The sequence below is a fragment of the Thainema salinarum CENA647 genome, assembly GCF_057732415.1.
Genome location: NZ_JBYJZJ010000022.1, coordinates 6,148,939 through 6,172,060 on the forward strand (window position 1 = coordinate 6,148,939; position 23,122 = coordinate 6,172,060).

15 protein-coding genes are annotated in these 23,122 nt (G+C 51.0%); 2 read left to right on the forward strand and 13 right to left on the reverse strand.

Annotation, left to right across the window (positions count from 1 at the left end; translation table 11 throughout):
• Positions 1–177 precede the first annotated feature (177 nt).
• Genes AC286M_RS33800 through AC286M_RS33820 form a run of 5 tightly spaced genes read right to left on the reverse strand, consistent with a single transcriptional unit; the run spans position 178 to position 3,483 of the window.
• Complete coding sequence (locus tag AC286M_RS33800) at positions 178–921, reverse strand: hypothetical protein (protein WP_488202632.1); 744 nt, start codon at positions 919–921, stop codon at positions 178–180.
• Positions 922–971: 50 nt separating this feature from the next.
• A complete protein-coding gene (locus AC286M_RS33805) occupies positions 972–1,445 on the reverse strand; it encodes a hypothetical protein (protein WP_488202633.1) in 474 nt (157 codons plus the stop codon).
• On the reverse strand, positions 1,358–2,101 hold the full coding sequence (locus AC286M_RS33810) for a hypothetical protein (protein WP_488208574.1): 744 nt from the start codon (positions 2,099–2,101) through the stop codon (positions 1,358–1,360). The genes AC286M_RS33805 and AC286M_RS33810 overlap by 88 nt, the downstream gene beginning before the upstream one ends.
• Before the next feature lie 9 nt (positions 2,102–2,110).
• Complete coding sequence (locus AC286M_RS33815; protein WP_488208575.1) at positions 2,111–3,343, reverse strand: glycoside hydrolase family 10-like protein; 1,233 nt, start codon at positions 3,341–3,343, stop codon at positions 2,111–2,113.
• On the reverse strand, positions 3,340–3,483 hold the full coding sequence (locus AC286M_RS33820; RefSeq protein WP_488208576.1) for a hypothetical protein: 144 nt from the start codon (positions 3,481–3,483) through the stop codon (positions 3,340–3,342). The genes AC286M_RS33815 and AC286M_RS33820 overlap by 4 nt, the downstream gene beginning before the upstream one ends.
• Positions 3,484–3,937: 454 nt before the next feature.
• Between AC286M_RS33820 and AC286M_RS33825 the strand changes: the two genes are divergently transcribed.
• Positions 3,938–5,908: a DUF3747 domain-containing protein gene (locus AC286M_RS33825; protein ID WP_488208577.1), complete on the forward strand. Its 1,971-nt coding sequence runs from the start codon at positions 3,938–3,940 to the stop codon at positions 5,906–5,908.
• 60 nt (positions 5,909–5,968) lie between these two features.
• Here the strand turns inward: AC286M_RS33825 and AC286M_RS33830 are convergent, their stop codons facing one another.
• From AC286M_RS33830 to AC286M_RS33865, 8 genes are all read right to left on the reverse strand, one after another.
• On the reverse strand, positions 5,969–6,670 hold the full coding sequence (locus tag AC286M_RS33830) for an HAD family hydrolase (protein ID WP_488208578.1): 702 nt from the start codon (positions 6,668–6,670) through the stop codon (positions 5,969–5,971).
• Positions 6,671–6,960: 290 nt separating this feature from the next.
• Positions 6,961–8,232, reverse strand: a complete 1,272-nt coding sequence (locus tag AC286M_RS33835) for a hypothetical protein (protein WP_488208579.1) — start codon at positions 8,230–8,232, stop codon at positions 6,961–6,963.
• Positions 8,233–8,511: 279 nt separating this feature from the next.
• Complete coding sequence (locus tag AC286M_RS33840; protein WP_488208580.1) at positions 8,512–9,252, reverse strand: precorrin-2 C(20)-methyltransferase; 741 nt, start codon at positions 9,250–9,252, stop codon at positions 8,512–8,514.
• A complete protein-coding gene (locus AC286M_RS33845; protein ID WP_488208581.1) occupies positions 9,249–11,402 on the reverse strand; it encodes a cation:proton antiporter domain-containing protein in 2,154 nt (717 codons plus the stop codon). Before AC286M_RS33845 ends, AC286M_RS33840 begins: the two co-directional genes overlap by 4 nt.
• Before the next feature lie 408 nt (positions 11,403–11,810).
• Positions 11,811–14,021 carry an ATP-binding protein gene (locus AC286M_RS33850; protein ID WP_488208582.1) on the reverse strand — a complete coding sequence of 737 codons (2,211 nt, stop codon included), beginning with the start codon at positions 14,019–14,021 and terminating at the stop codon, positions 11,811–11,813.
• A gap of 454 nt (positions 14,022–14,475) precedes the next feature.
• Positions 14,476–15,672 carry a murein transglycosylase A gene (gene mltA, locus AC286M_RS33855; RefSeq protein WP_488208583.1) on the reverse strand — a complete coding sequence of 399 codons (1,197 nt, stop codon included), beginning with the start codon at positions 15,670–15,672 and terminating at the stop codon, positions 14,476–14,478.
• A gap of 38 nt (positions 15,673–15,710) precedes the next feature.
• Positions 15,711–15,962, reverse strand: a complete 252-nt coding sequence (locus tag AC286M_RS33860; protein ID WP_488208584.1) for a hypothetical protein — start codon at positions 15,960–15,962, stop codon at positions 15,711–15,713.
• 180 nt (positions 15,963–16,142) lie between these two features.
• Entirely contained in the window at positions 16,143–16,913 is a 771-nt protein-coding gene (locus tag AC286M_RS33865; protein WP_488208585.1) for a hypothetical protein, read from the reverse strand.
• A gap of 1,555 nt (positions 16,914–18,468) precedes the next feature.
• Here AC286M_RS33865 and AC286M_RS33870 point away from each other — a divergent pair.
• Positions 18,469–22,773 carry a BRCT domain-containing protein gene (locus tag AC286M_RS33870; protein WP_488208586.1) on the forward strand — a complete coding sequence of 1,435 codons (4,305 nt, stop codon included), beginning with the start codon at positions 18,469–18,471 and terminating at the stop codon, positions 22,771–22,773.
• Positions 22,774–23,122: the final 349 nt, after the last annotated feature.

Sequence of the window (23,122 nt, forward strand, 5' to 3'; positions counted from 1 at the left end):
TCATATGGTAATCGGCGGAATCTGGGGTCGCCTAATTCTTGGGGCAGAAAAGTTGGAAAAGTGCGATCGCAACTTTTATCCATAGTCTGAAGCTTCAAGTATGCTGACACAATGGTTTTAAGAAGCTGGTCAAGTCACTTCAGATCACTACTATAGAGGAACAAGCCTAGTTCCAACTTATTTTGTGTCAGCGTTCCTGAGCAATGGTCTTCTGCCATTCAACGATGAGGCAATCAGCCAATTGCGAACCCAGTTGTCGTGATAGCGGAAGCCGTTGAGTTGCTCAAAGGGGCATAAGCACCCGCCCATTGCTTTGCGAGTCTTGCGACAAAAGGGATGGAAGTTCCAGAGTAAGGCCATCGAGCGCACCGACTGTTCCGCCGAGTCCCAGAATCCATGAAAATCTTGCATGGCATACAAGATGCGGTCAAGATAGTTCATCGGACGGTCAACCTGATTGCTGGTGCGATAGGCGTCAGGGAAGTCAAAGGCGCGTTGGAAGACGTGAGATTTGTCGTTGAGGCGTCGCAAGCGAGCGTCAATGGCCTGGGGCAACGCGTGGGTGTTCACCCACTCCAGCAACCGACGCAACCGTTGAGCAAAGTGACGTTTGCTCTGGCCCCGATACAGATGCCAAAGCTTGTCGGCTAGTTGCTGACCCAGGACTGGTTTAGAGCGGCACCCATCGCGAATTTTAATCACCTCATGCAGGAAGCACAGAATCCAGACCAGGCCAGGGAATAGCTCCTCCCAAGCGGCTCGGGTGGCCTCCCAACCATCAGTCGTCACCGTCTCGGGCGCATAGTCGGGAACATGATGGGCAGCTTCCTGCTGGAATACCCCATAGGCTGCGGTTAATCCATCCTGACCCGCATTGGCACTGAGACTGGCTCCCAGGACGCACCCTTGCGCCGCTGTCACTGCCAGATAGACTCGCTGCCCGTGCCAATCACAATGCTTCTCATCGGCAACTAGATGGGGGGGAGCGCCGTTTCCCTTTTGAGGGTACTGCCCACAATCGAGGCTCGACCGAACGACTGACAGAGCCGATACCAGTGCATCTCAGAACGGCCCAGCACATAGGCAATCCCCTCATACGACAGGCCATGCTTTCTTAAATAGAGCGCTTTGTCGGCCATCTCCGCCGTCTCGCTCATGTACGGCATCACCAAATCGGGACGCAGTTGATAAGCCTCTCCGGTACTCGGCAGCAAAATCCGCCGGGTCTTGAGCTGTTGACGAGAGGACTCGACCCATCCGTGAAAGCGATAGCCTGCCTCAATCCCGTCGGGAAACAGTTCCGGGTGGGATGCGATCTGCTCGTTGAGATACTGGCGAAAGGCTTCCCGGTCTTCTACTAAGACCTCGTAGTCAAGGTCGTCTGCAATGGGCAGACAAATCGTTTTATCGCCTGCTGTGCCACGCTTGCGTCGTTGCTGAGCCATCGGCTTTGGCCTGCTGAACTCTCTGCCTCAATTCTACTCAACACAAACTTGGGTGGAACTAGAAATAAATTTCTACTGAGCCCAATTCCGCTAATCAAGCTAATAATTAACCAAGTTATTGCCAGCCCAAACACCTCACTTGCAAATAGATTAGTAACTTGACGTAGCTCTCCTGCGATCGCCCATCCAGCAGCGAGACCAATCATCCAGGCGAAAGCATTCCAGGCAATCCACCAGACAGAAAACCGAGGCACCGATTGCCGAATGGCAAACCATTGGGCAAACCCAGTCAGAACGCCAATTTTCAAGCCGTCGAATGCGCCGTAGATCAACCGAGCTGACAAAAGCGATAATCCGTCTGGGGCGAACCAGCCAACCACACCGATTGAACTGGCACCTGCAACACCCCAAGCTAGGGCATTGGCTAAAATCCACCAGCCGCTTCTCAAGCCGTACCCCATCAGCACCAAGGATTGAAACAGGCCAACAGTGCCGCCACCCAGCAGTCCCTGCCATAGGCCCAGATTAGAACGTTCCCCAACCACCACTACGGTCAGACTGACCACAAAGCCCAGCATAGTTGCCGCGATCCAAGCAATACTGAAAAGATAGCGGGAGCCTTGAAACGTTGGTAGAGAAGGAGTTTCTGGGCGCATTCTGTCATCCTAAGAATCTGCAAAAATCGTTTTCAGAAAGTGCTGACGCTGAGCCGGAGACTCCGGGGCTAAGTAGCCCATTAAGCTTTCCCAGTAGAAGAACGAAACACCATCAAACTGGTTTTGGCGAACCAGATCCACTTGTGCCTGCAATTGCGGGATGCTGACGGGATTACTCCAAATTCCACTGAGCAATGCGATCGCAACTGGAATCTGCTGCTGAGCCGCCTTCACTGAAGCGCGAGACAGTTCGGTCTGTAACTGATTTAACTCGTTGCGATAAACCTGGAGCACGAGTTCATCAATCCAGCCTTGCTCCACCCAGCGCTGCCAGTCTTGCAGATAGCGGCTATAGGCAAAGTCTTGAGGATTGGGAGAAAGGGAAATTATGCAGTCTGGCTTGACCGTCCGAATGGCCTCAACCACTTTCCCCATAAAGGCGCTGATCTGATCGGCCCGCCACCGCACCCATTCCGGATCAGCCGGATTCGTTGACGGAGACTGTCCCTGATGCGATCGCTGATAGAGCTGAATTGTCACCGGGTCATATCCCATTTCAATCGGCAATCCAAAGTGATCATCCAGTTGAATGCCGTCTACGTCATAGTGGGTGACCACTTCAAGAATGAGTTGCAGGATAAAGTCCTGTACCTCTGGATGAAACGGATTCAGCCAGAGATTGGCGCTGCTCGTCCAATCTGCGATCGCGGGTTTATCTCGCTTGAAAAGGGCTGTCCAATCTGTCACACTCTCCGGATTGCTGGCGGCAGTCGTCGTAAGCCAGTCTGGATGGGCTGCGGCCAATTTGGATCGAGGCGGCACCATAAATCCGTACTCAAACCAGGGGATGACGTTCAACTGATGCCGATGCCCGACTCGAATCATGCTCTTGAGCACATCGGTTCCAGAATGCATGATTGAAAACAGCGGTGCCTGACGATGCCCAATGATGTGTTGAGCGGTATCGCTTGGATAAAAGGTATAGCCGCGATTCCAAACGACGGGGTAGACCGTGTTGAAGTTGAGGGTGGCCAGTTGGTGCAGCGCTCGGTGAATCCCCCAAGGCGCAAATAAGACGCTACTGCCCACATTGGTCAGCCAAACGCCTCGAATTTCATTTGTCCTCGACTGAATTGGCTGCGCACTTGCCAATCCAGATACCGACAGCAGATGAGTGGCAATCAACAAACAGGTAATTCCCAGAATCAGGCTGATCTGTTGCTTAATAAAAAATTGCTTCATATGAATGCGGGCGTGCGATCGCACTTGAGAAACCGGATTTCGTGAGTTTGGGTGGTAGGTTGGCAATGCGATCGCAGAAGCCCAGTTTCTGGCATTTCACCTGCTTGCCCATAATTGGCTGATGGTAATGGATAGTTCATGGACAATTGTGGCGCTGCTGTCTCTGAATTGATCCATCGATTCATGTGCCAGTCTGATTCTCAAAAAATCTTCAATCCTGCCAACATGCCCGACAGCTTCATCCAGCGTTGACTGTGCCGCTGCAAAAATTGGGTCAGACCAGGACAAACATCTATCCGTAGATATAAGTAATTTGATGACGCAAAATCGCGGTGGCAGGTGCCCAACGTCAGGACAGCGCAGCAAGTGCAACAGATTGGCCCAGTATTTTTATGGATTCTGTGGATGATGGTTCCAAGCTGAATCAGTTCTGTTTTATGTTGTTGGCCCTAAAGGATTTGATAGAACGGCTCCGCCGTTCTATCAAATCCTGTGAATAGCAATTGCTAGGACTAACACCATAGCGCAGGACTCAAATTTCGGAATCAGAATCAGAAAGTTTACGTTCCTCCACAGAATCACAGAATTGGCACCATGAAATCCGTTATTCACCGTTTAACAACCCTAGCCGTTGCCACCACTACCGCTGCTCTGGGGCATCTCGCCGTTAGCCCTGCGGCGATGGCAAACCAGTTTGGTCAGCAGGAAATTAGCTCCAATCGTGCGATCGCAGTTGCCGCCCCCGTCAACAACGGGTCGGCTCACCAACTGTTGATTCTGGAGCAAGTCAGCAGCAGTCGCTCCTGCTGGCAAGAGCAGGCAGGAAATCCCACAATTGTCGATCCGCTGTTGCTCAACTTTGACTTTTCGGGCATCTGTGGCCGCAGCACCGACAGCAACGGCTACTCCGTGCGGCTCGGTGGCGAGGATATGAACTGGCGCTACAGCCTGCGGGTTGTCCGGCAGAATAACGATATTGTGCTGTATGCCGCTCCGGCTTCCGATCGGACGCTGCCGACGTTGGAAATTGGCCGAGTTGGTGGCGCAACCAGCGATTTTGCCAAGATTCGGCTGAATTCTGGTTGGCGATTGACCAAGCGCACCTACAACGGCTCTACGCTAGGCCATTTTTACCTGACTAACGATCAGACCCTGGCTCAACTGCGAGTATCTTCGACGATTGCGGCTGCGCCACCCAGCTCAACCGGATCGTCTACGAATATGCCATCCTCTACTCCCCCCTCCAGCACAGGCTCAACCACCAGTTCATCCGGCAGTTCAACGGGCAGCTCAACTTCGGGTTCAACCAGTGGTTCGGTTTCCATTCCCACTGCCAGTTCCAATCGTCCTCAGTTGCCTGCGCCACCCTCTACGTCGGTTCCGACTTCAACCCCGTCGTCTACCACCTCTGGCTCCAGCACCAGCACGAGTGGCACGTATTACCGAGTCACAGTTCCAGTGAATCCCGGTGAGGAAGACAAAGTTCGCGCCGTCGTACCCGATGCCTTTCGCACAACGGTTAACGGCCAGTTGGTAATGCAGACGGGTCTATTCCGCGATCGCGTTGCGGCCACCAGCCAAATTCAGCAGCTCAGCCGCGCTGGTTTAAGACCGTCACTGGGAACAGTGACGGGTACGATTGCCTCATCGGGATCTTCCACGTCAACACCTGGCACATCTGGTTCCACAGGTTCGACAGGCTCGACGACTGTGCCAACCACCTCAACTGGATCAACCAGCTCCAATAGCAACGTTTACTATCGAGTTTCAGTCCCCATCCAAACGCCCAGTCAGGAAGCTCAGGTTCGCGCTATTGAGCCAGGTGCCTTCCGCACGGTCGTCAACGGTCAGCCGTCGCTGCAAGTTGGCCTTTATCGCGATCGCGCTACCGCGCAAGAGATGCAGCAGCGGGTGGCTAGTGCGACTCGTCTACAAGCCGTCGTTTCCACCTATAGCGGCCCCATCGCCACACCAGCACCATCCACCACGACTCCGACCACTCGCCCCGTACCTCAAACTGGCCTCGTCGTCATGCTTGATCCCGGTCATGGCGGCAGAGACCCTGGTGCAGTCGGCATTGGCAGTATCAAAGAGAAGGATATTAACCTATCAATTGCTCAGCGGGTGGCCAGTCGGCTAGAGCAAAACGGCATCCGGGTAATTATGACCCGCTCCGACGACCGCGAGATTGACTTAGACCCACGGGTGCGAATGGCTGAGCGCTCCAATGTTGACCTCTTCGTTAGCATCCACGCCAATGCCATCAGCATGAGTCGTCCGGATGTCAACGGCTTAGAAACCTATTACTACTCATCGGGTCTCAATCTAGCTCGTGCTATCCACAGCAGCGTTTTGCGCAACACCGATATGCGCGATCGCGGCGTTCGCCAAGCTAATTTCTACGTGATTAGAAACACGTCGATGCCTGCGGTGTTGGTCGAAACGGGCTTTGTCACAGGCCGCGAGGATGCAGCCCGATTAAGCAATATCAACACTCGCAATCAAATCGCCGATGCGATCGCAGATGGCATTCTGACCTACTCTGGCCAAACCGCTTCCCGCTAATCAAAACCATACAAAGCGAAGAGTCGCCGCGACGCGGCGACTCTTCGCTTTTTTGAAAACCTAACAAGCCGACATGGTGCAGGGCGATTGCAGAACAATATCTGCCGCCTGCCCCAAATTATCCACGATGTAGTCCGGGTTGTACTGGGCTAGATTGTTGCGATCGCGGATGCCGCTCAGCAAGGCAATTATCGGGACACCGTGGAGCTGAGCCGCCACAATATCGGCTTCCGTGTCGCCCGTCATCCACACCTGAGCCGCCGGTTCCAGTTCAAGTTGCGATCGCTCCATCAGCAGCGGCTTTTCCTGCACGTCGGTCGTCTTCACGTAGTCATTTTCCAGGTAATACCGACAGTGCGACGCAAAAAAGCGATGCAGGTCATATTGATCCAGCGCATGTTCCAGTTCGCGCTGTTTCCGCATCGTCATCACCACCAGTTCAACCCCTTTAGCCTGGAGTCGCTCTAGGGCTTCCACCGCTCCTGGTACCAGTCGATCGTGAATCAAATTGGGCAGCGCGTGAACATTCTCTCGCCGTAGTCGGGCAAACTTCTGCGCCTGTTCAGCATCTAAGCCAGACATTTGACCAATTTTGCGCTCAGGCACCCGTGCCCGCTTCAATTTCCAAAATTCGGCTTTCTCTAACGGCGTGACAGACTGGGATGAATATCGGGTTTCCGCTAAACAGAACTGATACACCCGATAGTAACGCTCTGACACATCAATAATCGGGCCATCGAAATCGGTAATGAGTCTTAGCATGAGCGATATAAATCAATCTCCCAGGATGAATATAAAGAGTAGTTAACGGGTAACGGCGGTTTGCAGTATGAGCAGATCTGACTCCAGCTATATATGAACTTCTATTAACACTAGTGTCTAGCCTACCGACTCTATTAGCGGCTTGCAGCAATCTTCATCACGCTCTGCTCAGATTACCGATAAGTTTTACCTGAATCGATTAATAAAAACTAAAGCGTCCAGGTAAAAGAGACATACTCGCACGCTTTTCACCTGAACGCTTTCAATAACTGGAATCCGAGTGAAGTTCACTATCCGGCTTGCGAAGGAGCTGTGCCCGGACTGAGGCAATTTTCGCCGTCGTAGTCTACATTGACTCGAAACGTGTAGGCTTTTGGCCCTTCCGCTGCAGGTATATCGTATGATTGCACAGCTTGTAATGCATCCTCATTCAGTCCTTTGTAGCCCGTACTACGGAGCAACTGTGGCTCTGCCAGCAATTCACCGTTGGCATCAGCGACTACACCGATGGATGCATTCCGTGGCTCTTGCCCTGGCAAGCAGGTGCGTAGCGGATATTCAATCGTCAAATCGATGGGTTCATTGACATTTAGGGTTTCGCCTTCACTGATTTCTGGCGGTAGCGAGGCAATCCAATCTTCCATGTTCTGACTCGCTGCTTCACCACTTGTATTCTCAGGGTTGTAGCTATAGAGTTCGCGCAGTTGAGCATACTCTGCGGCAGCCGTGCCCGCTTCTGGTGAGGGAGAAGGCGATGGAGAAGGCGATACGACCACTTCTTCATCGGGATTTTCAGACTCTTCACCCGGATCACCCGCTTCAGCATCCGGAGAAGAACTTCCTTCAGGGGATGGACTGGTTTCGGGATCAGACGGCAAGGGTGAAGCCCCAGGTGTCACAGGAGGAATCAAATCTTCAGCACTGCCATTTTCCGCTTCCGACGATTGGGGCTGTCGCGATCGCGCAATTAAATCATCCAAAGCTGGAATGCTGCCACTGGTGCCAAATGAGCCAGAGGCCAGCGGATCGCTGGGTGTAGCAGGTGCGCTGGGCTGCGGCTGCGGCTGTGGTTGACGCGGAATAGCTGGCCTAACCGTTCGTGGAGCAGGTACGGCTCCCGGAATCGAGCGGGAAGTTGGATAGCGTGTCGATGGCAAACCCGACGAAACAGAAGGCCGACGGCCAATAATTCCGCCAGGACTAATTGGTGATGAGGGAACCCGACGACTACCAGAGGGAGACGAAAACGAATCCGCTCCTGGGAACAAATCCCCATTGGGTGGCGGTGGTGTTAAACCGAAGGAACCCGAATCAAATGGACTAGATGGCAACAGCGATCGCGGCGATCGCTCCAAGTCCGGTAGCCGCGACTGCTGTTCAGGAGTCAGCTCAACCACTGACACAGGTTCTGGTGGCTGTGCCTCTGCGCTGGAGGTGCCGCTAGAAAATAGAGGCAAAAACGCGAAAACCAACCCGTGAATCCCCAACGAAACCAAAATGGCCAGCGTTGAAGGTTCTGTGAACAAGTTGGATGCGGACTTCGCAGATGAAGAAACAGTCATACCAAAATTAAGAGTGGAGGGCTTTATTCCCAAAATAGTTAATCTTCGGATCGGGATCAGCGCGGTTTCAGTTTTACCAACGAGAAATCAATCCGTTATCGATCTGTTTCATTGTGCCAGAAAGCATTCGTGATCGGCGTAAGACTGGGTCGGCAAAATTAATACCAGCGAGAGTGCTGAGAGCTGAGCACTGAGTTAGATTGCATTACGCCTCACTCTTCACTCCTCTCGCCTCACTTCTTTCCCTCTGGACGCGATTGCCGTGATAAAGTTGCGTCTTCAAACCAACGAGCGAGTCTCCTGCCGCGTTGAATTGTAAATCACCATCAGTGAAAAATACGGTAACGCCAGATCGGGGTAGTTGGCCAAATCACGATAGATTTTTTGGCGCAGATGTGTGGCGCGTTCAACCACATAGCTGTGCTGGAGCAACTGTCGCTGGTGCAGGATGTTCCAGACTTGGGCATAGACCGAACTGACTTTCATCAACACGACAACATCGGCCCAGGACAAAGCCGTTTCCAGTGCCTCAACGCAGTAAAGCGTGGGCAAAATGGCGAGCTGCTGGTGCTGAACCGTCAGCGGAATGCCCAGTGCTGCCGCCGCTGCCATTGGTGAACAAACGCCCGGAATGGTTTGCACCTTGGCGTCGGGATGGGCCTGCTTCAGTGCCTGGGCTAAATAGGTGAACGTGCTGTAGAAGCTGGTGTCGCCTTCCGAGGCAAAGGCAACATCCTGTCCCTGCGCTAGATGGGGCCAAACTGTTGCCGCCGCTTTTTGCCAGGCGGTTTCAAGTGCGATCGCATCTTGCACATAGGGAAAATGCAGCGGTAGGCGAATTTGATGTCCCTTCAGCCACGGCGCGATAATTTGCTCGGCAACTCCTTGACGCTGCTGAAGTCCGGCTGGAAAGGCAACCACAGGTGATGATTGCAGTCGGCGCAGTCCTTTAACGGTGATCAGATCTGGATCACCTGGCCCCACCCCAATTCCATAGAGCGTCCCAATCTCTAAATTCATGGCGGTGATTGGTCAGGAGTTGATACGTTATCGGCTGCGCGCTGTTTATCTGCATCCGAACGAGCGGCTGTATCCAGTTCCAAATTAGCCTGTTCAGCATTTTTAACCTGCCCGTTATCTTGTCCAGGCGCAGTTTGACTATTGGATGGAGCTGAACCTTGAGTCGATTGTTTTTGTTTTGAATTAGCTGAGCCAGTGATAGCGGTAGGTTTGAATTTATTGGACTTGCTGGACTCTTTTGAGTCGGCGTTTTTAGCATCCGTATTCGCCTCACTGGTGCCGTTTTTGGCAGGTGTATTAGACACCGGGGCTTCTTCAACTTCCGGTAGAGTTTCAACTACCAGCCGCGCTGGACTCTTGCCGCCTGAGAGCCGCTTCAGCAGTTTGGGCTTCGGATCATGCAGCAGGTAAATAATGCGATCGCCCGCTTGCCATTCATGATTTGCTGCGGCTACCAGCAGTTGTTCGCCCCGCTCAACGAGTAGCGGAATCAATTCGCCAGAGCGCATCAGTGCTTTCAAATGCGCCTGTTGAAACAGTACTCCTGGCTGACGCAGCGTAGTCTGGCCCAGCTTTACGGCCCCATCAGTCAGATATCCGTTCCAGGTTTTAATCGGAAATTCGGGCATAAACGCCTGCTGCACTTTTGTCTTGGCAGGCAGCTTATTGTCTGGTTTACCGCTGGGATAAATCGCCAGCACCCTCGGCGGCTGAAACTCGTCAGAGGCTTGTTGAGCAACAACAGCGTTTACTTCACCATTATTGGTGACGGCCAAAAACGTGCCCACATTGGCTAAGCCTGCTTCTTCCAGCACCTCATTATCGAGGGCGCTGCTGATAAACACTTTAATATTTTCAGCTTCAGCCTGCTGGCGGGCTTCCTCTTGCGTATCGATCAGGACAACGGATTCTCCTCGCTCTTTGAACAGGCGAGCAATCAGCAAACTAAGCGGATTGCAGCCCACAATCACCACCCCAGTTGCCTGATGCGAGGTCAAATTGAGCAACCGCGCAATCCAGCCAGCGGAGAGACCCTGGAGAAAAACAGTTGAAATAATGGTCAGAAAGACCAAAGCTTTGATCGAGTCGCCACCGTTAATTCCTCGTTCCGTCAGCAGAATCGCAAATAGGGAGGCAACGGAAGCAGAAACAATTCCCCGTGGCGCAATCCATGCCAAAAATAGCTTCTGCCGCCAGTTGAGGTCGCTATTCCAGGTGCAGAACCAGATAGTAATCGGTCGCACCACAAACATTAGAATTGCAACAGTAAACACCGCTCCCCGCCCCAAGGCGAAAATACTGGCAATCGACAAATCTGCCGACAGCAGAATAAACAGGACGGAAACGGCCAGAATGGTGAGCTGTCCCTTGAAGCGGCGTAGCAATCGCTCCTCGGGTACCGATAATGCCCGCACCACGATCCCAGCGATAACCGTCGTCATCAAACCTGACTCGCTGCGAATCGTCTGAGCTAATCCGAACAGGCCCCACAATCCGGCTAAAACCACCAGGTTTTTTAGATCTTCTGACAAGAAGGTCGCTTTCTTGAGGATGAATCCCAGTAAAGCGCCACCGACCAGGCCAATCAGCGCTCCCAGGCTGAGGCGAATCAGCAGGCCGCTAATCACGGCCCAGGGGTCGGTATCGCCGTTGAGAATAATGTCGAGAACAACCACGGCCAGAATCGCGCCGACTGGGTCGATTAGGACTCCTTCCCCTTCCAGCAGGGTAGCAACGGAGCGATCCACTTTGACCTGCCGCAGCAGCGGGTTGATTACGGTCGGTCCTGTCACCACGACCAGCGAGGCATACAAAAAAGCGATCGGCCAGGGAAACTCCGCCAGCCAGTGCGCGGCCATACCGCCACCAATCAAGGTTATAAAAATGCCGACAGTGACTAAGTTACGCAGACTACCCGAAACTCGTCCTAGCTCTTTCAGCTCTAGGTTGAGGCCGCCTTCAAACAGGATCAGCGCTACGGATAGGCCAACCATCACCTCTAGGCCAATGCCTAGAACTTGGGGTGAAAGGATTCCTACTCCGTCCGGGCCTAGGGCAATGCCAAATAGCAGCAGAAAGATGATGCTAGGCACTTTTAGATACTCAGCCACCACCTGAGCACCAATTCCTGCCAGGACGGTGAGAACCATCTGCAGTGTGATTTCAAACGGTGCATCCATAAACGTCTAAAGCGCGCAGCGGGCTATTGGGCACACGCAGAGTGCGCTAAACCGCAAAACATCCCTAACAAGTTTTGACGGTTGGAACAATTGAATGTGATGGTCTGACACAGCAAATAGGGATTACGTAGACTTTCTACTTTATCAAGTTATAGCTCTAATCGAAAATCCTTGCTGATTTGTTTAGTTGGTAGTCCTCAAAAGGTCATGATTTTGGGGTGTAAGGTGATCGCTTGTAGCGATCGCCACTTTGGTTAGATATCTACCAAATTCAGCGTTTAACCATTTGAACGTTTTCAGAGTCTGCCAATGGCCTAACCAATCTGACAACTGCTATTATGACGACTGCCTGAAATTGGGGTTGGCTAAAACCGTTTATTAGTCAGCATTTACAGTGCTTCTCACTAGGCTGAGCTTTTCACTAGACTGAGAACGGGTATCGGTCACTAAAGCTGGCAGTGTGATGGGCAGATGAATCGTAAAAGTGCTGCCTTTACCGATAGCTGAGGTGCAAGTCAGACTGCCGCCGTGGGTGTCAGTAATAATTTGATAGCTGGTCGATAAGCCCATGCCAATCCCTCTACCGACAGGTTTTGTGGTGAAAAATGGGTCGAAGATGCGCTCTTGGAGCGATTCTGAAATGCCGGAGCCATTATCTGCGATCGCAATTTCTACGGTTTTGGAGTCGGCCAAGCGAGTTTGAATGCGGATTTCTGGTTGAGGCTGTTGGCTATCTTCAAATGCATCAATGGCGTTGTTCAACAGGTGCATGATCACCTGATTGAGCTGTCCTGCATAGCATTGAATGTTCGGTAATTGACTGTAGTCTTTGATGACCGCGATCGGGGGATGCGTCTTCTGCTCCCTTAAGCGATGCGCCAGAACCATCAGGGTGCTGTCGATGCTGGCATGGAGATCAATATCTTTGAATTCCGCTTCATCTAGGCGGGAGAAGGTTCGCAGCGATTCCACAATGGCTTTGACCCGATCGGTGCCCGTTCTCATTGAACCAAACAGATGCGGCAAATCCTCGCGCAGAAAGTCCAAGTCAATGGCCTCAATGCGATCTGAGATCGCGGGTTGAGGGGTGGGATTGTAGTGCTGATAGCAGTCAATCAAGCTCAATAGGTCGTTGCAGTAGCCCTGAGCATGGATCAAATTGGTATGGATAAAGCCGATGGGATTATTGATTTCGTGGGCAATTCCGGCCACAAGCTGGCCCAAACTCGACATTTTTTCGGTCTGGATCATGTGAGCCTGAGTCTGTTGTAGCGCTTGCAGGGTTTCTTGTAGTTTCTTAGCTTGTTCTTTCTGTTCGGTGAGGTCTCGAATGATGGTCGAGAAATATGCCACGTCGCCCTGATCATTTTTGTGGGCGATCACCATTTGGGAGGCTGGCATGTGAGCGCCTTGCTCATTCACCAGAGTGATTTCGCCTGACCAGTAGCCATTTTGAATCGCTGTCGGCATACTTTCGGTTAGAAACGTTTCAGCCAGTGCCGCTGGCATCACCTCCGTTACGTTAAAGCTTTGGGTTTGCTCAGGCAAAATGCCCCAAAAGTCTTGTCCAGCTTGATTGAGATAAAGGCTTTGCCCCTTTGCATCGGCCATCCCAACAATATCAGGCGTGGTTTCCAAAATAGCCAATAAGCGATCGCGTTCCTGCTGTAGCTGACGCTGTTCGGTCACATCCATCAAAATGCCATGCCACAGGATGGACTGATCTGCCTGTAGCTCTGGAGTGGACTGAATTTGCAACCATTTTTCTTGACCAGAGGCCAGCGTAATCGGCACTGTCCAGTCAAAATTTTGTAGCGTCTGGGCCGATTGCCTCAATGCCTGCTCAAACTGTTCGGTATATCCGGCAGAAACGACACTGAGAATTGTATTGGCATCGGCCATAATTTCGGCTGGGGTGAGACCATAAATTTCCTGGCTGCGATCGCTGACATAGGGAAATGAAGCTTGCCCGTCCGCAGTCAGCCGAAATTGAAACAGCATTCCTGGGACTTTGCCAATCAGCTGCGCGAACTTCTGTTCTTGCTGTTCAAGTGCGACCTCAGCCTGCTGGCGCTGGTTCGTTTCCTGGGTAATCTGCTTTAAGCTGCGCTGGAGTTCCATCTGGTTGATCACCAAGCGGCTTAACGCTACCAGTGCTTCAAGTTGCTGATCGGATAGCTCGCGGGGTTGAGTATCAATGGCACATAAGCTACCAATCGCGTATCCATCCGACGTGATTAAAGGCGCACCTGCATAAAAGCGAATATGGGGATCGCCTGTAACCAGCGGATTATTCGCAAACCGAGGGTCAATCGTGGCATCGTGAATCACCATCGGTTCGTGCTGCCAAACGGTATGTGTGCAAAACGAAATGTCGCGGTCTGTCTGATTCGCATCAAGCCCTTGAACAGATTTAAACCACTGTCGATCGCGATCAACCAGACTAATCACAGCGATTGGGACATTGCAGATTTGCGCAACTAACCGAGTAATGTCGTCGTAAGCGGTCTCGCTCTCGGTATCCAGAATGTCATAGCTGAGCAGCTTAGCCAGTCGCTGTTCTTCATTCGCAGGCAAGGGTGTGATCATACAATTCCTTTCAATGAAACAAAAGATCAATGCAGGTTCATCAGACTATCGGTGTTTATCAAGATTGACTGTTGTTTCATCTTGAATTTGGCTACAGCGCTGCTGCTGGCGAAACACACCGTAAATCTCACTCGGTTGATATAGCTGTAGTATTGGCGAGGACGATGGGGAACGTTGAAAACGTTCAAACGTTTGATTTCGTAGATGTCTCGACCAAAGTGGCGACGGCTACAAATACAGCTTGCTGCCGCAGTCAAGGTCGGAAAATCATTTATAAAAAGAAAATTCGACGCACGCCTGCCAAGTCTTAATATCTTGATCTGAACAGTTCGTGACAATGACTAATAATGAGAGCGTTTGATAAAGTCTTTAAATATCTTTACATTCATAGATAGTACTAGCCTACCCACCTGGATAGAGTTGAGCAACAATGGCAGTCCCGCAAAAATCTATCTTAAGGATGTTTGAGCAGTAGGTAATACATTTCGCCTTCGGCATTGAGCAAACCAGCCTGCTCGCCTGCTTCAGTGCCTGTGCCCATAAAGACATCGACTCGTCCTGCTCCCCGGATAGCGCTGCCTGTGTCTTGGTCGAGGACGTAGCGGCTGGTGGGGGAGGTTGTCCATGCTCCGGTGCTGTCTCGCATCGGTAGGGGAGCGTGGATTAATGCGATCGCACCAGGCGGCATGATGGATTTATCGGTGGCAATCGAGCGCATAGGCGTCACGGGAACACCTAGACTGCCTGTAGCAGGCCGACCATAGGTTTCTTCAAAGAAAATGAATCGCTGATTGCGCGGTAGGTACAGATCCAGTTCGTCAGGATTGGCCTTGAAGTAGTCCAGCAGCAGCGGCAGAGTAAGTTCTTCCAGGCTAAACTTGCCTGCGTCAACGAGCTGACGACCAATGCTGGTATAGGGATACTCCGTTCGTCCGGCGTAGCCTACGCTCATGGTGCTACCGTCCGTAAGCTGCAATCGAGCTGAGCCTTGCACCTGGACTAGAAAAGCTTCTAAGCGATCGCGCAGCCAAACCAGTTCATAACCCCGCAGCGGCCCCTGACTGCCCTGAAGCCCGTCGGCTCCTTCTAGTTCTAGACGAGTGGGATGAGGCAGCGGCCAGCGGCTTAAACTCGCCGGGGGCGAGTAAAGGGGATAGCGATATTCTGCCGTTGGTGCGCGACTAGCCAAATAGGTCGGCTCAAAATAGCCCGTAAAGCTGACGCTGCCCTGTCCGTCATGTCCCACCGAGCGGTAAAAGGTAAACTCTCTTTGCACGGCTTGCTGAAATTCGCTGGCTGATTGGCTGGACAGCAAAAGCTGACGAAACCGCTGCAAACTGCGATAAACGCGATCGCGAGTTACTCCCGCCACCGGATAGTTGCGATATGCTTCAACCGCCTCAGCAGATTGAAGGTAGCGCAAGCTGTTGTCAATCGAGGCCAACAGCGCAGCCCGATCGCCAGCTTGACTTCCCTCACCCCACAACCGCTCATCCAGCCCTAGATCCGGAAATGCTACAGCCGTCATGTCCGTGATGGACACTGGCTCTAGTGGCGGCCTATCGGTGAGTGGAACCTGACCGGATGCTGGGCTCAGCCAGAGGGCAAGTCCCAATCCGAGCAGGAATCCAATAATTTTGAATCCTCGCATGCGATCGCAATTCACCTGGCAACTTACCTACTCAATGTCTAGTATCGTTCGACGCTAGAACTGAAGATCGGTTCCACCCGAATCGCAATCACCTTAGAGGGACGAATCACCATGTACTCGCCCTGAATGTTCTTGATCGGTACGCTGATAAAGTCATCGGACGTACTCTTGGGGACGAGTTCGCCGCTGTACCACTTTTGGAAATCCTGAATAGTCGAAAACCGCACTTCTTCGCGATGTCCGCCGTCAATCAAAATATGAACCACAAATTCACTGGGTGTTCTGGGCATAATCTACCTTTACTCAAAACGCACCGTCCTCATTATGGGCTGGTGATGCCCGAAAATAACGCACATCCACAAAAATCAGCAAATTTTAGGATTTGCGCTGAACGAAAGCACGTCCAGATTACATATTCCATTAATGTTGCGTAGAGGCGAATGGCCATTCACCCCTATTTACCTATATACCTAGCGTGCAAGGAGATTAAAGCGCTGTAGCCGCTCTTTCACTAAATCGGGTAAGCTCTTCCGCATTTCGGCAGCAGTTTGGAAAATCAGCCGATTTTGACCGGGGACGTCAAACGGGAACTGTCCGGCAAAATCCGTCCGCTCCATTTGCGCCAGGATAATCTGCTCTGGTCGCTTACACTGCAACGCATAGCCAACTTCGACGCTCACTTGAGGACTGGGCAAAACCTGGGCCGGCGTGCCTGGAATCTGAGCGATTGGCGTGCCGTCCGCAATAAACAGCAAACTCTGGCGCAACTTACGCATCAGCGTACTCTGGAGCCGAATCGGGCCTTCCGTCAAACGGTGTGATTCTTCTAGCGCTAGCGGTAGACGCAGTTTGGGATTCAGTTTTTCAATCACCGTCGTCAGCTCTTCCCGCAGAATTGAGCTGGACTCGCTATATTCCGTCTGATAGCTCAGAAAAATCGTTGGCTCCAAGTGCGTCATCACTTCGCGCTTGGTGAAATACAGCTCATGGCTGATCAGGTCGATATTAGAAATCGCGTAGCCACCGCTGCCTTCAATGTAAAACTCCACCATCTCCCCAGCCAGATAGCGCTGAAACCAGTCCGACTGCTTGACATCTTCCGCGTCATCTAAAAAATCAGCCCGCAGGCCAGATTTCAGCAAACTGTTTTTACTCAAGCGCAAATCATGAGGCCGCTTTTCCAGTTCTTGAATCGGCTCATATTCTCCGAGATACCAAGCTTTCAGCGCAATAATGGCCATAATTTGCGTCTACCTGCCTTATGATTGCGATCGCAGTGGGCGATAAGTGGGCATAATTAACGCCATTTTAACCGCGCCGATTAGAAAAATGAGCAAGAATTGAATGAAGCGAAAACCTTCGTAATCCCGAAATGGAGCGTTTTGTACCCAATTGCTCCCATTTACCTGAAAATTTAGCAATTAGGCGATAAAAATCAGCCCTCCCGACATGACAACTCAGAATAGAAAGTAATAGCGCAATAACTCGTCGCCTCGAAAATCAGCCACTATAAAGCCAGCCACTATAAAGCCGGACGACTCATCACACGCAACGTAGCGATAAATCGTCCGGCTTTATAGTTAACGAATAAGTTTGCGTATCAAAAAAGAACTAGGTGCTGTAGAGTTTGCTCCTTTTAATTAGATTAGGAAGTACCGAAGTTTTACCACCTAATTCGTTTATCCAAAGACGCAAGTTCCTTTTAAATCAACAACACCCAAACCGACTCAGGGAATTCTTCACTTTCTTCGATCATGAATAGAGTTATGACTGAATCGCAAACTATTTTACGTTAATCATCTCAGTCAAATTGCTCCCTTCTTTTCAATTTGAAGAAATATAAGCAACTTTGTTTGGGTGTTGTGGTTGACGAGACAGACTTAGATTAATCAGAGGTTCTCTCCTTTTTCCTTAACTAGCTGTATCTGTCAGGGAAGCATCTCTGCTTCAATTACAACTATAGCCCCTTGGCCTATCGAGATCGCGGTCGGTTTAACAAAGTTTACTTTTGCGATAGTTGCGATCGCACTTCCTTCTCTAAGCAGGGATCACTGAGTACAGAAGGGCTATAGCATCGCAACGCTATATCTAGAGTCAGATAATCCACGAGCAGCAACTGCACTTAATCTAGATCCCGCAAAATTGCTGATTTGGTTCGATACGGTCTGAGAAGAGGAATTTGAACACAGTCAATTTAACAAATAAAGCCAGTTTAGGGTCTTACCTAAACGCTCTGATTCCTATTCAATCAGTTTGAAATAATTGGTTGATGCAGCAGTTGGTGAAGCAATATTTTAAGCAGTAAATAATCCAGAGGGCATACAATTTTCAATACCAAGTCAGTTTGTTTACTGATTTTAGATATTCTTATATTTGGTGCTGAGAATCATTGATCAAAACAAAATCAATTAAAAACGTGAGCCAGTTTGGATAATGACTTTCAGTAATTTCAATATCAGTAGTTTAATAAAGCCAAAGTCAAAGTCAAGGTCAAGGTCAAAGTCAAAGTCAAAGCACTGGGCCTGATGCATGATCTAGCCCTCTAAATCTAGTCCTCTAAAATTTGATTGCTCGGATATATTTCATTAAGAACCAGCTTCAGTAAAACGTGAACGGCGTAAACATAAAACACCTGCACAAGCATTTTTACCTAATCAAGATCGCCCGTAATGTCCTGCATTACATCAATTCGTAACTGAACTGCTTGCAACATCTCCAATTCCTGGTATCACGGGAGATGATTATTAAAATTGTCAGTTGTAAGCGTAAGCACTGGGGCTGCGGGAGATTTGGGTTATGGATGGCGATATTTCATATAGCTTGACCGCAATTGTTGGCATTATCACCTTTGTCATTGGACTAATGGTGCAGCCATCCTCAAAGCAAAAGCTCAAGGAGATTGAGGGTACGACCGAACGGTTAGAGCAGGAAAAAGAGCAGCTTACCCATAATTTGCAACAGGCAACTGATACCGTGGCCCAGCTGCAGCGCCAGATCGAAAACGTGTCTCAAGAGCGCCAAACCCTACAAGAGGCGATGGACTTGACTCGCAATGTGGTGACCGCCTTAGAGCAACAAGTTAGCGAGGCCAACCAGGCCAAAGAGCAGCTTGAAGCCACTTTAGGTGAGCAAAACACAGACGCCGATACACTGCAAACCCGATTAAAGGATCTCACCGAGCAAAATGCACAGTTAGAAGAGCAGTTAAATGAAACACTGCGCAATCGCAATTCTCTAGTTGAAACCCTACAGCAGCAGCTTGAGGATCTTAGTCAAGCGAATGAAGCACTCCAGCGTGAAGACGGACAAGATGCCGCAGCGAATGAAGCGCTACAGCAGGCTCTAGATGAGGCACAAGCAACCGCACAAGCATTGGAACAGCAGGTCAATAGCCTCAACCAGGAAAATGCCACCATGCAGGAAACCGTGACGCTGGCTCAGCAAACGGTACAGGCACTAGAACAACAGATCAGTGAACTGTCCCAAGACAAGACGACGCTGGAAGAGGCAATGACGCTGGCCCAGCAAACCGTGCAGTCGCTGCAAGAGCAGGTAGATGACTTGAGTCGTCACCGCAGCGCCCTAGAGAAGTTGTTGGAAGATGCCCAGAAGTCAGTTGAAGCTCTGCACCAACGAGCAGAACGCTTAGAAGAGCAGAAGGCTGCACTGGAGCAGGAGTTTCGACAAGAGAATACGTCCTCCGAACAATTGCAGGCTGAAATTCAAGCACTCACAGCCACCCAGATGCAGCTGACAGAAGAACTCGAAACGGCTCAGGCCCAAATTGCCGCACTTCAACCCCAGATGGCCGCACTGAATCAAGATAAGCGGACGCTGTCTGAGGCACTGCAGATTGCAGAAGCCAGTGTGCGATCGCTGGAGCAGCAGCAGCTTGAGTTGGAACAGGCCACTGCGGCTGAAACCACCTCCAGCCAGGAAATTCAGGCTCAAATCGATGGGCTGAACCAAGAGCGATCTCAACTGCTGGCGGATCTCAATACGGCGCAACAGACGATTCAATCGCTGCAGCCCCAAATTGAATCGCTGACCAGCGACCGGCAAACATTGGAAGAAGCCCTAAATCTGGCCCAGCAAACCGTCACTGCTCTAGAACAGCAAATCACGGAGCTATCATCCGCAGGGCAACGAGATGTAGATGAAGCGCTGGAGCAGGAGCGCCAGTCAGCAGCAGAGTTGCGGCAGCAAATTGCCGCTCTAGAGCAGCAGCGACAGCAACTTGAAACCCAATTTCAGACGCAGCAAACCTCCGCTGCTGATCTGCGTAACCAGGTGCAAACGCTCAATCACGAAAAAGAGCGGCTGGCTGAACAGCTCAGCGACAAGGAAAGCGCGATCGCAACTCTGCAAACCCAGTTGAAAACCGCTGAACAACAGCAAACTCGGCTAAAAGAACTTGAAACAGAGCTAGAACAGGAGCGTACATCAGCGACGACCCTGCAAGAACAGATTGCGCAGCTCACTCAGGATAGTGATGATTTACTAGAAGAGCTAGAGGCCAAAGAAATTGCCATTGCAGGACTACAGGCGCAACTGCGAGATGCATCGAGCCATGCCGATCGCCTGACCGAGCTTGAAGCCGAACTGGCCCAGGAGCGCACCACAAAACAAACGCTCCAGCAAGAATTCAATCAGATTCGAGATCGCAATGCCAGCCTGACCCGCGACCTAGAAGAACAGGAAGGTGCGATCGCAGTCTTACAAACCCAGCTTCAACAGGCAGAACAGCAGGAATCACGCCTATTAGAACTAGAGACCGAGCTAGACGCTGCCCAAGCCCAATCTACAGCGCTTCAGCAGCAAATTGACACCTTGACCCAGGAAAAAGACCAACTTGCGGCAGATCTTGACGAAAAAGAAGCTGCGATCGCAGTTCTGCAAACCCAGGTGGAATCACAATCTGCCAGCGCAGATGCCCAGGCTAAACTCGAAGAACTCACCGCTCAACTGCACAGTGAGCAGGACACGGTACAAGACCTACGGCAGCAAATTCAGAATCTAGCTGCCGAAAAAGATGAGTTAGCCGCTCAACTGGCTGAGCGAGAAACGATTATCACCGAACTGGAACAAGCCTCAATGCCCAGTACGGATGGTGCCGACTGGCAAACTCAAATCGACGAGCTAGAAATTGCACTGCAGCAGGAACAAGATGCGGCCAGTACTCTAAGACAGCAGCTGACGGAGCTGACGCAGATCAATGAGCAACTTCAGGCAGACTTAGCGACCGTTGAAACGCAATCCAGCCGTACCACCGAGGATCTACAGACCCAAGTCGATGAGCTGACCCAGCAAAAGCAGCAGTTGGAAAAGGCGCTGCAAGAATCGCAATCAACTGTTGATTCACTCGACGCTCTTGTCCGCGACCTCAGTCAGGATCGCGAACATCTCGAACAGGAAACCGAAAATGCTCAAACTGCGATCGCGCCGCTGCAAGCCGAAATTGAACGACTTGAGCAGCAGCTTGCTCTGGTCACCTCGACAGAATCTGAGGTAGATACGGCTGAACTGGAAGACCAAATTGCTGCTCTCCAGCAGGAACGGGATGAACTTCAGACGAATCTGAGATCGCTGCAAGATAATTTGGCAGCGGTGCAAAGCCGACTGAGTGAACTCCAGCAGGAGAACTCGCAGCTTAACTCGCAACTGGCAGAGGCACTGAATACCGCAACCGATACCACTGATTTAGAACGTGAACTCCAACAGCTACAGCAGGAACGGGAGCGACTCACCCAGGAACTTCAAGATGCCCAAACCACTGCGCAAACGTCACTCGACGAGCTACAAGCCCAGCTACAAACTCTAAAGCAGCAAAATGCCGAACTAACCACCGCATTGGAGCAAGCGGCTGATACGGACGAACTAGAAATTCAACTCATATCCCTGACGCAAGAACGCGATCAGCTCGAGCAAGAACTCCAGACCAGTCAGGACACCCTCAAGGATTTGCAAAGCCAGATTAGCGATCTGGAGCATCAAAATGAAAACTTATCCCTATCGCTGGAACAAGCCACGGAACAAGCCGCTGATACAAGTGAATTTGAGTCCCAAATCGAAGCACTGCATGAAGAACGGCAGCAGCTTACCCAAGATTTACAAGCTGCTCAGGATACTTCGGCAACATTAGAACAGCAGATTCAGGCTTTGCAGCAACAACTCCAAAGCTTGCAGCAGCAAAACGCTGAACTCGACGATATGCTGCAAGCGATGGAAGATCCAACCGAGCTGGAAGCGCAAATTGAACAATTGACCCAGGAACGCGATCGCACTCGTCAGGAGCTCAACGCCCTGCAGGACAATGTCTCCAGCCTGCAAACTCAAATTGACCAGCTTACCCAAGAGCGGCAGCAGTTTAGCCAGCAGGTTCAAACGGCTGAACAGACAATTAGTGAGTTGCGATCGCAAATTGCATCCCTAGAACAGTCCGCTCAAGCTGTGTCTGGCACTGATGCCGATTTAGAAAAAACTTTAGAGGCACTAACCGCTGAACGGCAGCAGCTTGAACAAGCACTAGAGCAAACTCAGACAACGGTTCAGTCTCTCGAAACTCAGGTGCAAAAACTCACAGGCGAAAAACGCACCCTGGAAGAAGCAATGAAAATGGCCCAGGAAGTTGTTGGCAGCTTGCAGCAGCAAATCGCCGCATTAGCTCAAGAAAATGAGCAATTAAGCGCTCAGTCATCGACTGTCCAAAATCAACCTCAATACCAACCATCTCCACCATCAGCTAGTCCTGCTTCCCCACCAGCAGAGGAAAAATCGGCTACGCCAGAAATCCCTGCGGCACCATCGGCTGAATCACCTGAGCCAGGAGAATTACTCTCTGAAGATGCCGCTGCAAATTCATCCCTAGCAGACAAAACTATCGTGATTACAGGTACATTCAAAGGAATTGACGTCAACAAATTACGCGACATGGTGCAAGCCGCAGGTGCCCGCATCACCAGTATGCCCAGTGCTCAAACAGACTACATTGTGGTTGGCGACAACCCCAGCGGTAACAAGCTCGCCAAAGCCGAAAAGGTAGGAGTGCCGCAAATATCTGAGGATCAGTTATTAGCGATGCTCGGCATCTCAGAACTGTAGTTCTATGTAGAGATAGCCCCCTTGGGCGAGCACCGCTGTTTCACTGGGGTAGGGATACAGCAATGCCGTGTCCCTAAGAATGGAGCGGTTTACAGGCTATATTAATCCACAATTCTGAGTGCTGTAGCTTGCTCATGCGTAGCGATGGCCTGAGTACTGAGAACTTATCCGAATACCCCGATCTGGCTACGACGCATTAGGGGTTTGAGAGGGTTTCTAGATAGGCTCTGAGTGGTAAGAATATGCCTTGCGCTCATCTCTTTAAGCGGCAAAAGTTCTAAGATCTTCTGCCCCCCTGCTCCCGCTCCCCTTAAGCCTTTTTACTCCTGCCCTCCTCTCGCTTCACTTA

Excerpts from the sequence above, each read along its gene's own strand:
- AC286M_RS33820 (WP_488208576.1), bottom strand. The coding sequence starts at position 3,483 with ATGAACTATCCATTACCATCAGCCAATTATGGGCAAGCAGGTGAAATG.
- AC286M_RS33835 (WP_488208579.1), bottom strand. The coding sequence starts at position 8,232 with ATGACTGTTTCTTCATCTGCGAAGTCCGCATCCAACTTGTTCACAGAA.
- AC286M_RS33865 (WP_488208585.1), bottom strand. The coding sequence starts at position 16,913 with ATGGCCATTATTGCGCTGAAAGCTTGGTATCTCGGAGAATATGAGCCG.
- AC286M_RS33805 (WP_488202633.1), bottom strand. The coding sequence starts at position 1,445 with ATGGCTCAGCAACGACGCAAGCGTGGCACAGCAGGCGATAAAACGATT.
- AC286M_RS33870 (WP_488208586.1), top strand. The coding sequence starts at position 18,469 with ATGGATGGCGATATTTCATATAGCTTGACCGCAATTGTTGGCATTATC.
- AC286M_RS33860 (WP_488208584.1), bottom strand. The coding sequence starts at position 15,962 with ATGCCCAGAACACCCAGTGAATTTGTGGTTCATATTTTGATTGACGGC.
- AC286M_RS33830 (WP_488208578.1), bottom strand. The coding sequence starts at position 6,670 with ATGCTAAGACTCATTACCGATTTCGATGGCCCGATTATTGATGTGTCA.
- AC286M_RS33815 (WP_488208575.1), bottom strand. The coding sequence starts at position 3,343 with ATGAAGCAATTTTTTATTAAGCAACAGATCAGCCTGATTCTGGGAATT.
- AC286M_RS33840 (WP_488208580.1), bottom strand. The coding sequence starts at position 9,252 with ATGAATTTAGAGATTGGGACGCTCTATGGAATTGGGGTGGGGCCAGGT.
- mltA (WP_488208583.1), bottom strand. The coding sequence starts at position 15,672 with ATGCGAGGATTCAAAATTATTGGATTCCTGCTCGGATTGGGACTTGCC.
- AC286M_RS33810 (WP_488208574.1), bottom strand. The coding sequence starts at position 2,101 with ATGCGCCCAGAAACTCCTTCTCTACCAACGTTTCAAGGCTCCCGCTAT.
- AC286M_RS33850 (WP_488208582.1), bottom strand. The coding sequence starts at position 14,021 with ATGATCACACCCTTGCCTGCGAATGAAGAACAGCGACTGGCTAAGCTG.
- AC286M_RS33845 (WP_488208581.1), bottom strand. The coding sequence starts at position 11,402 with ATGGTTCTCACCGTCCTGGCAGGAATTGGTGCTCAGGTGGTGGCTGAG.
- AC286M_RS33825 (WP_488208577.1), top strand. The coding sequence starts at position 3,938 with ATGAAATCCGTTATTCACCGTTTAACAACCCTAGCCGTTGCCACCACT.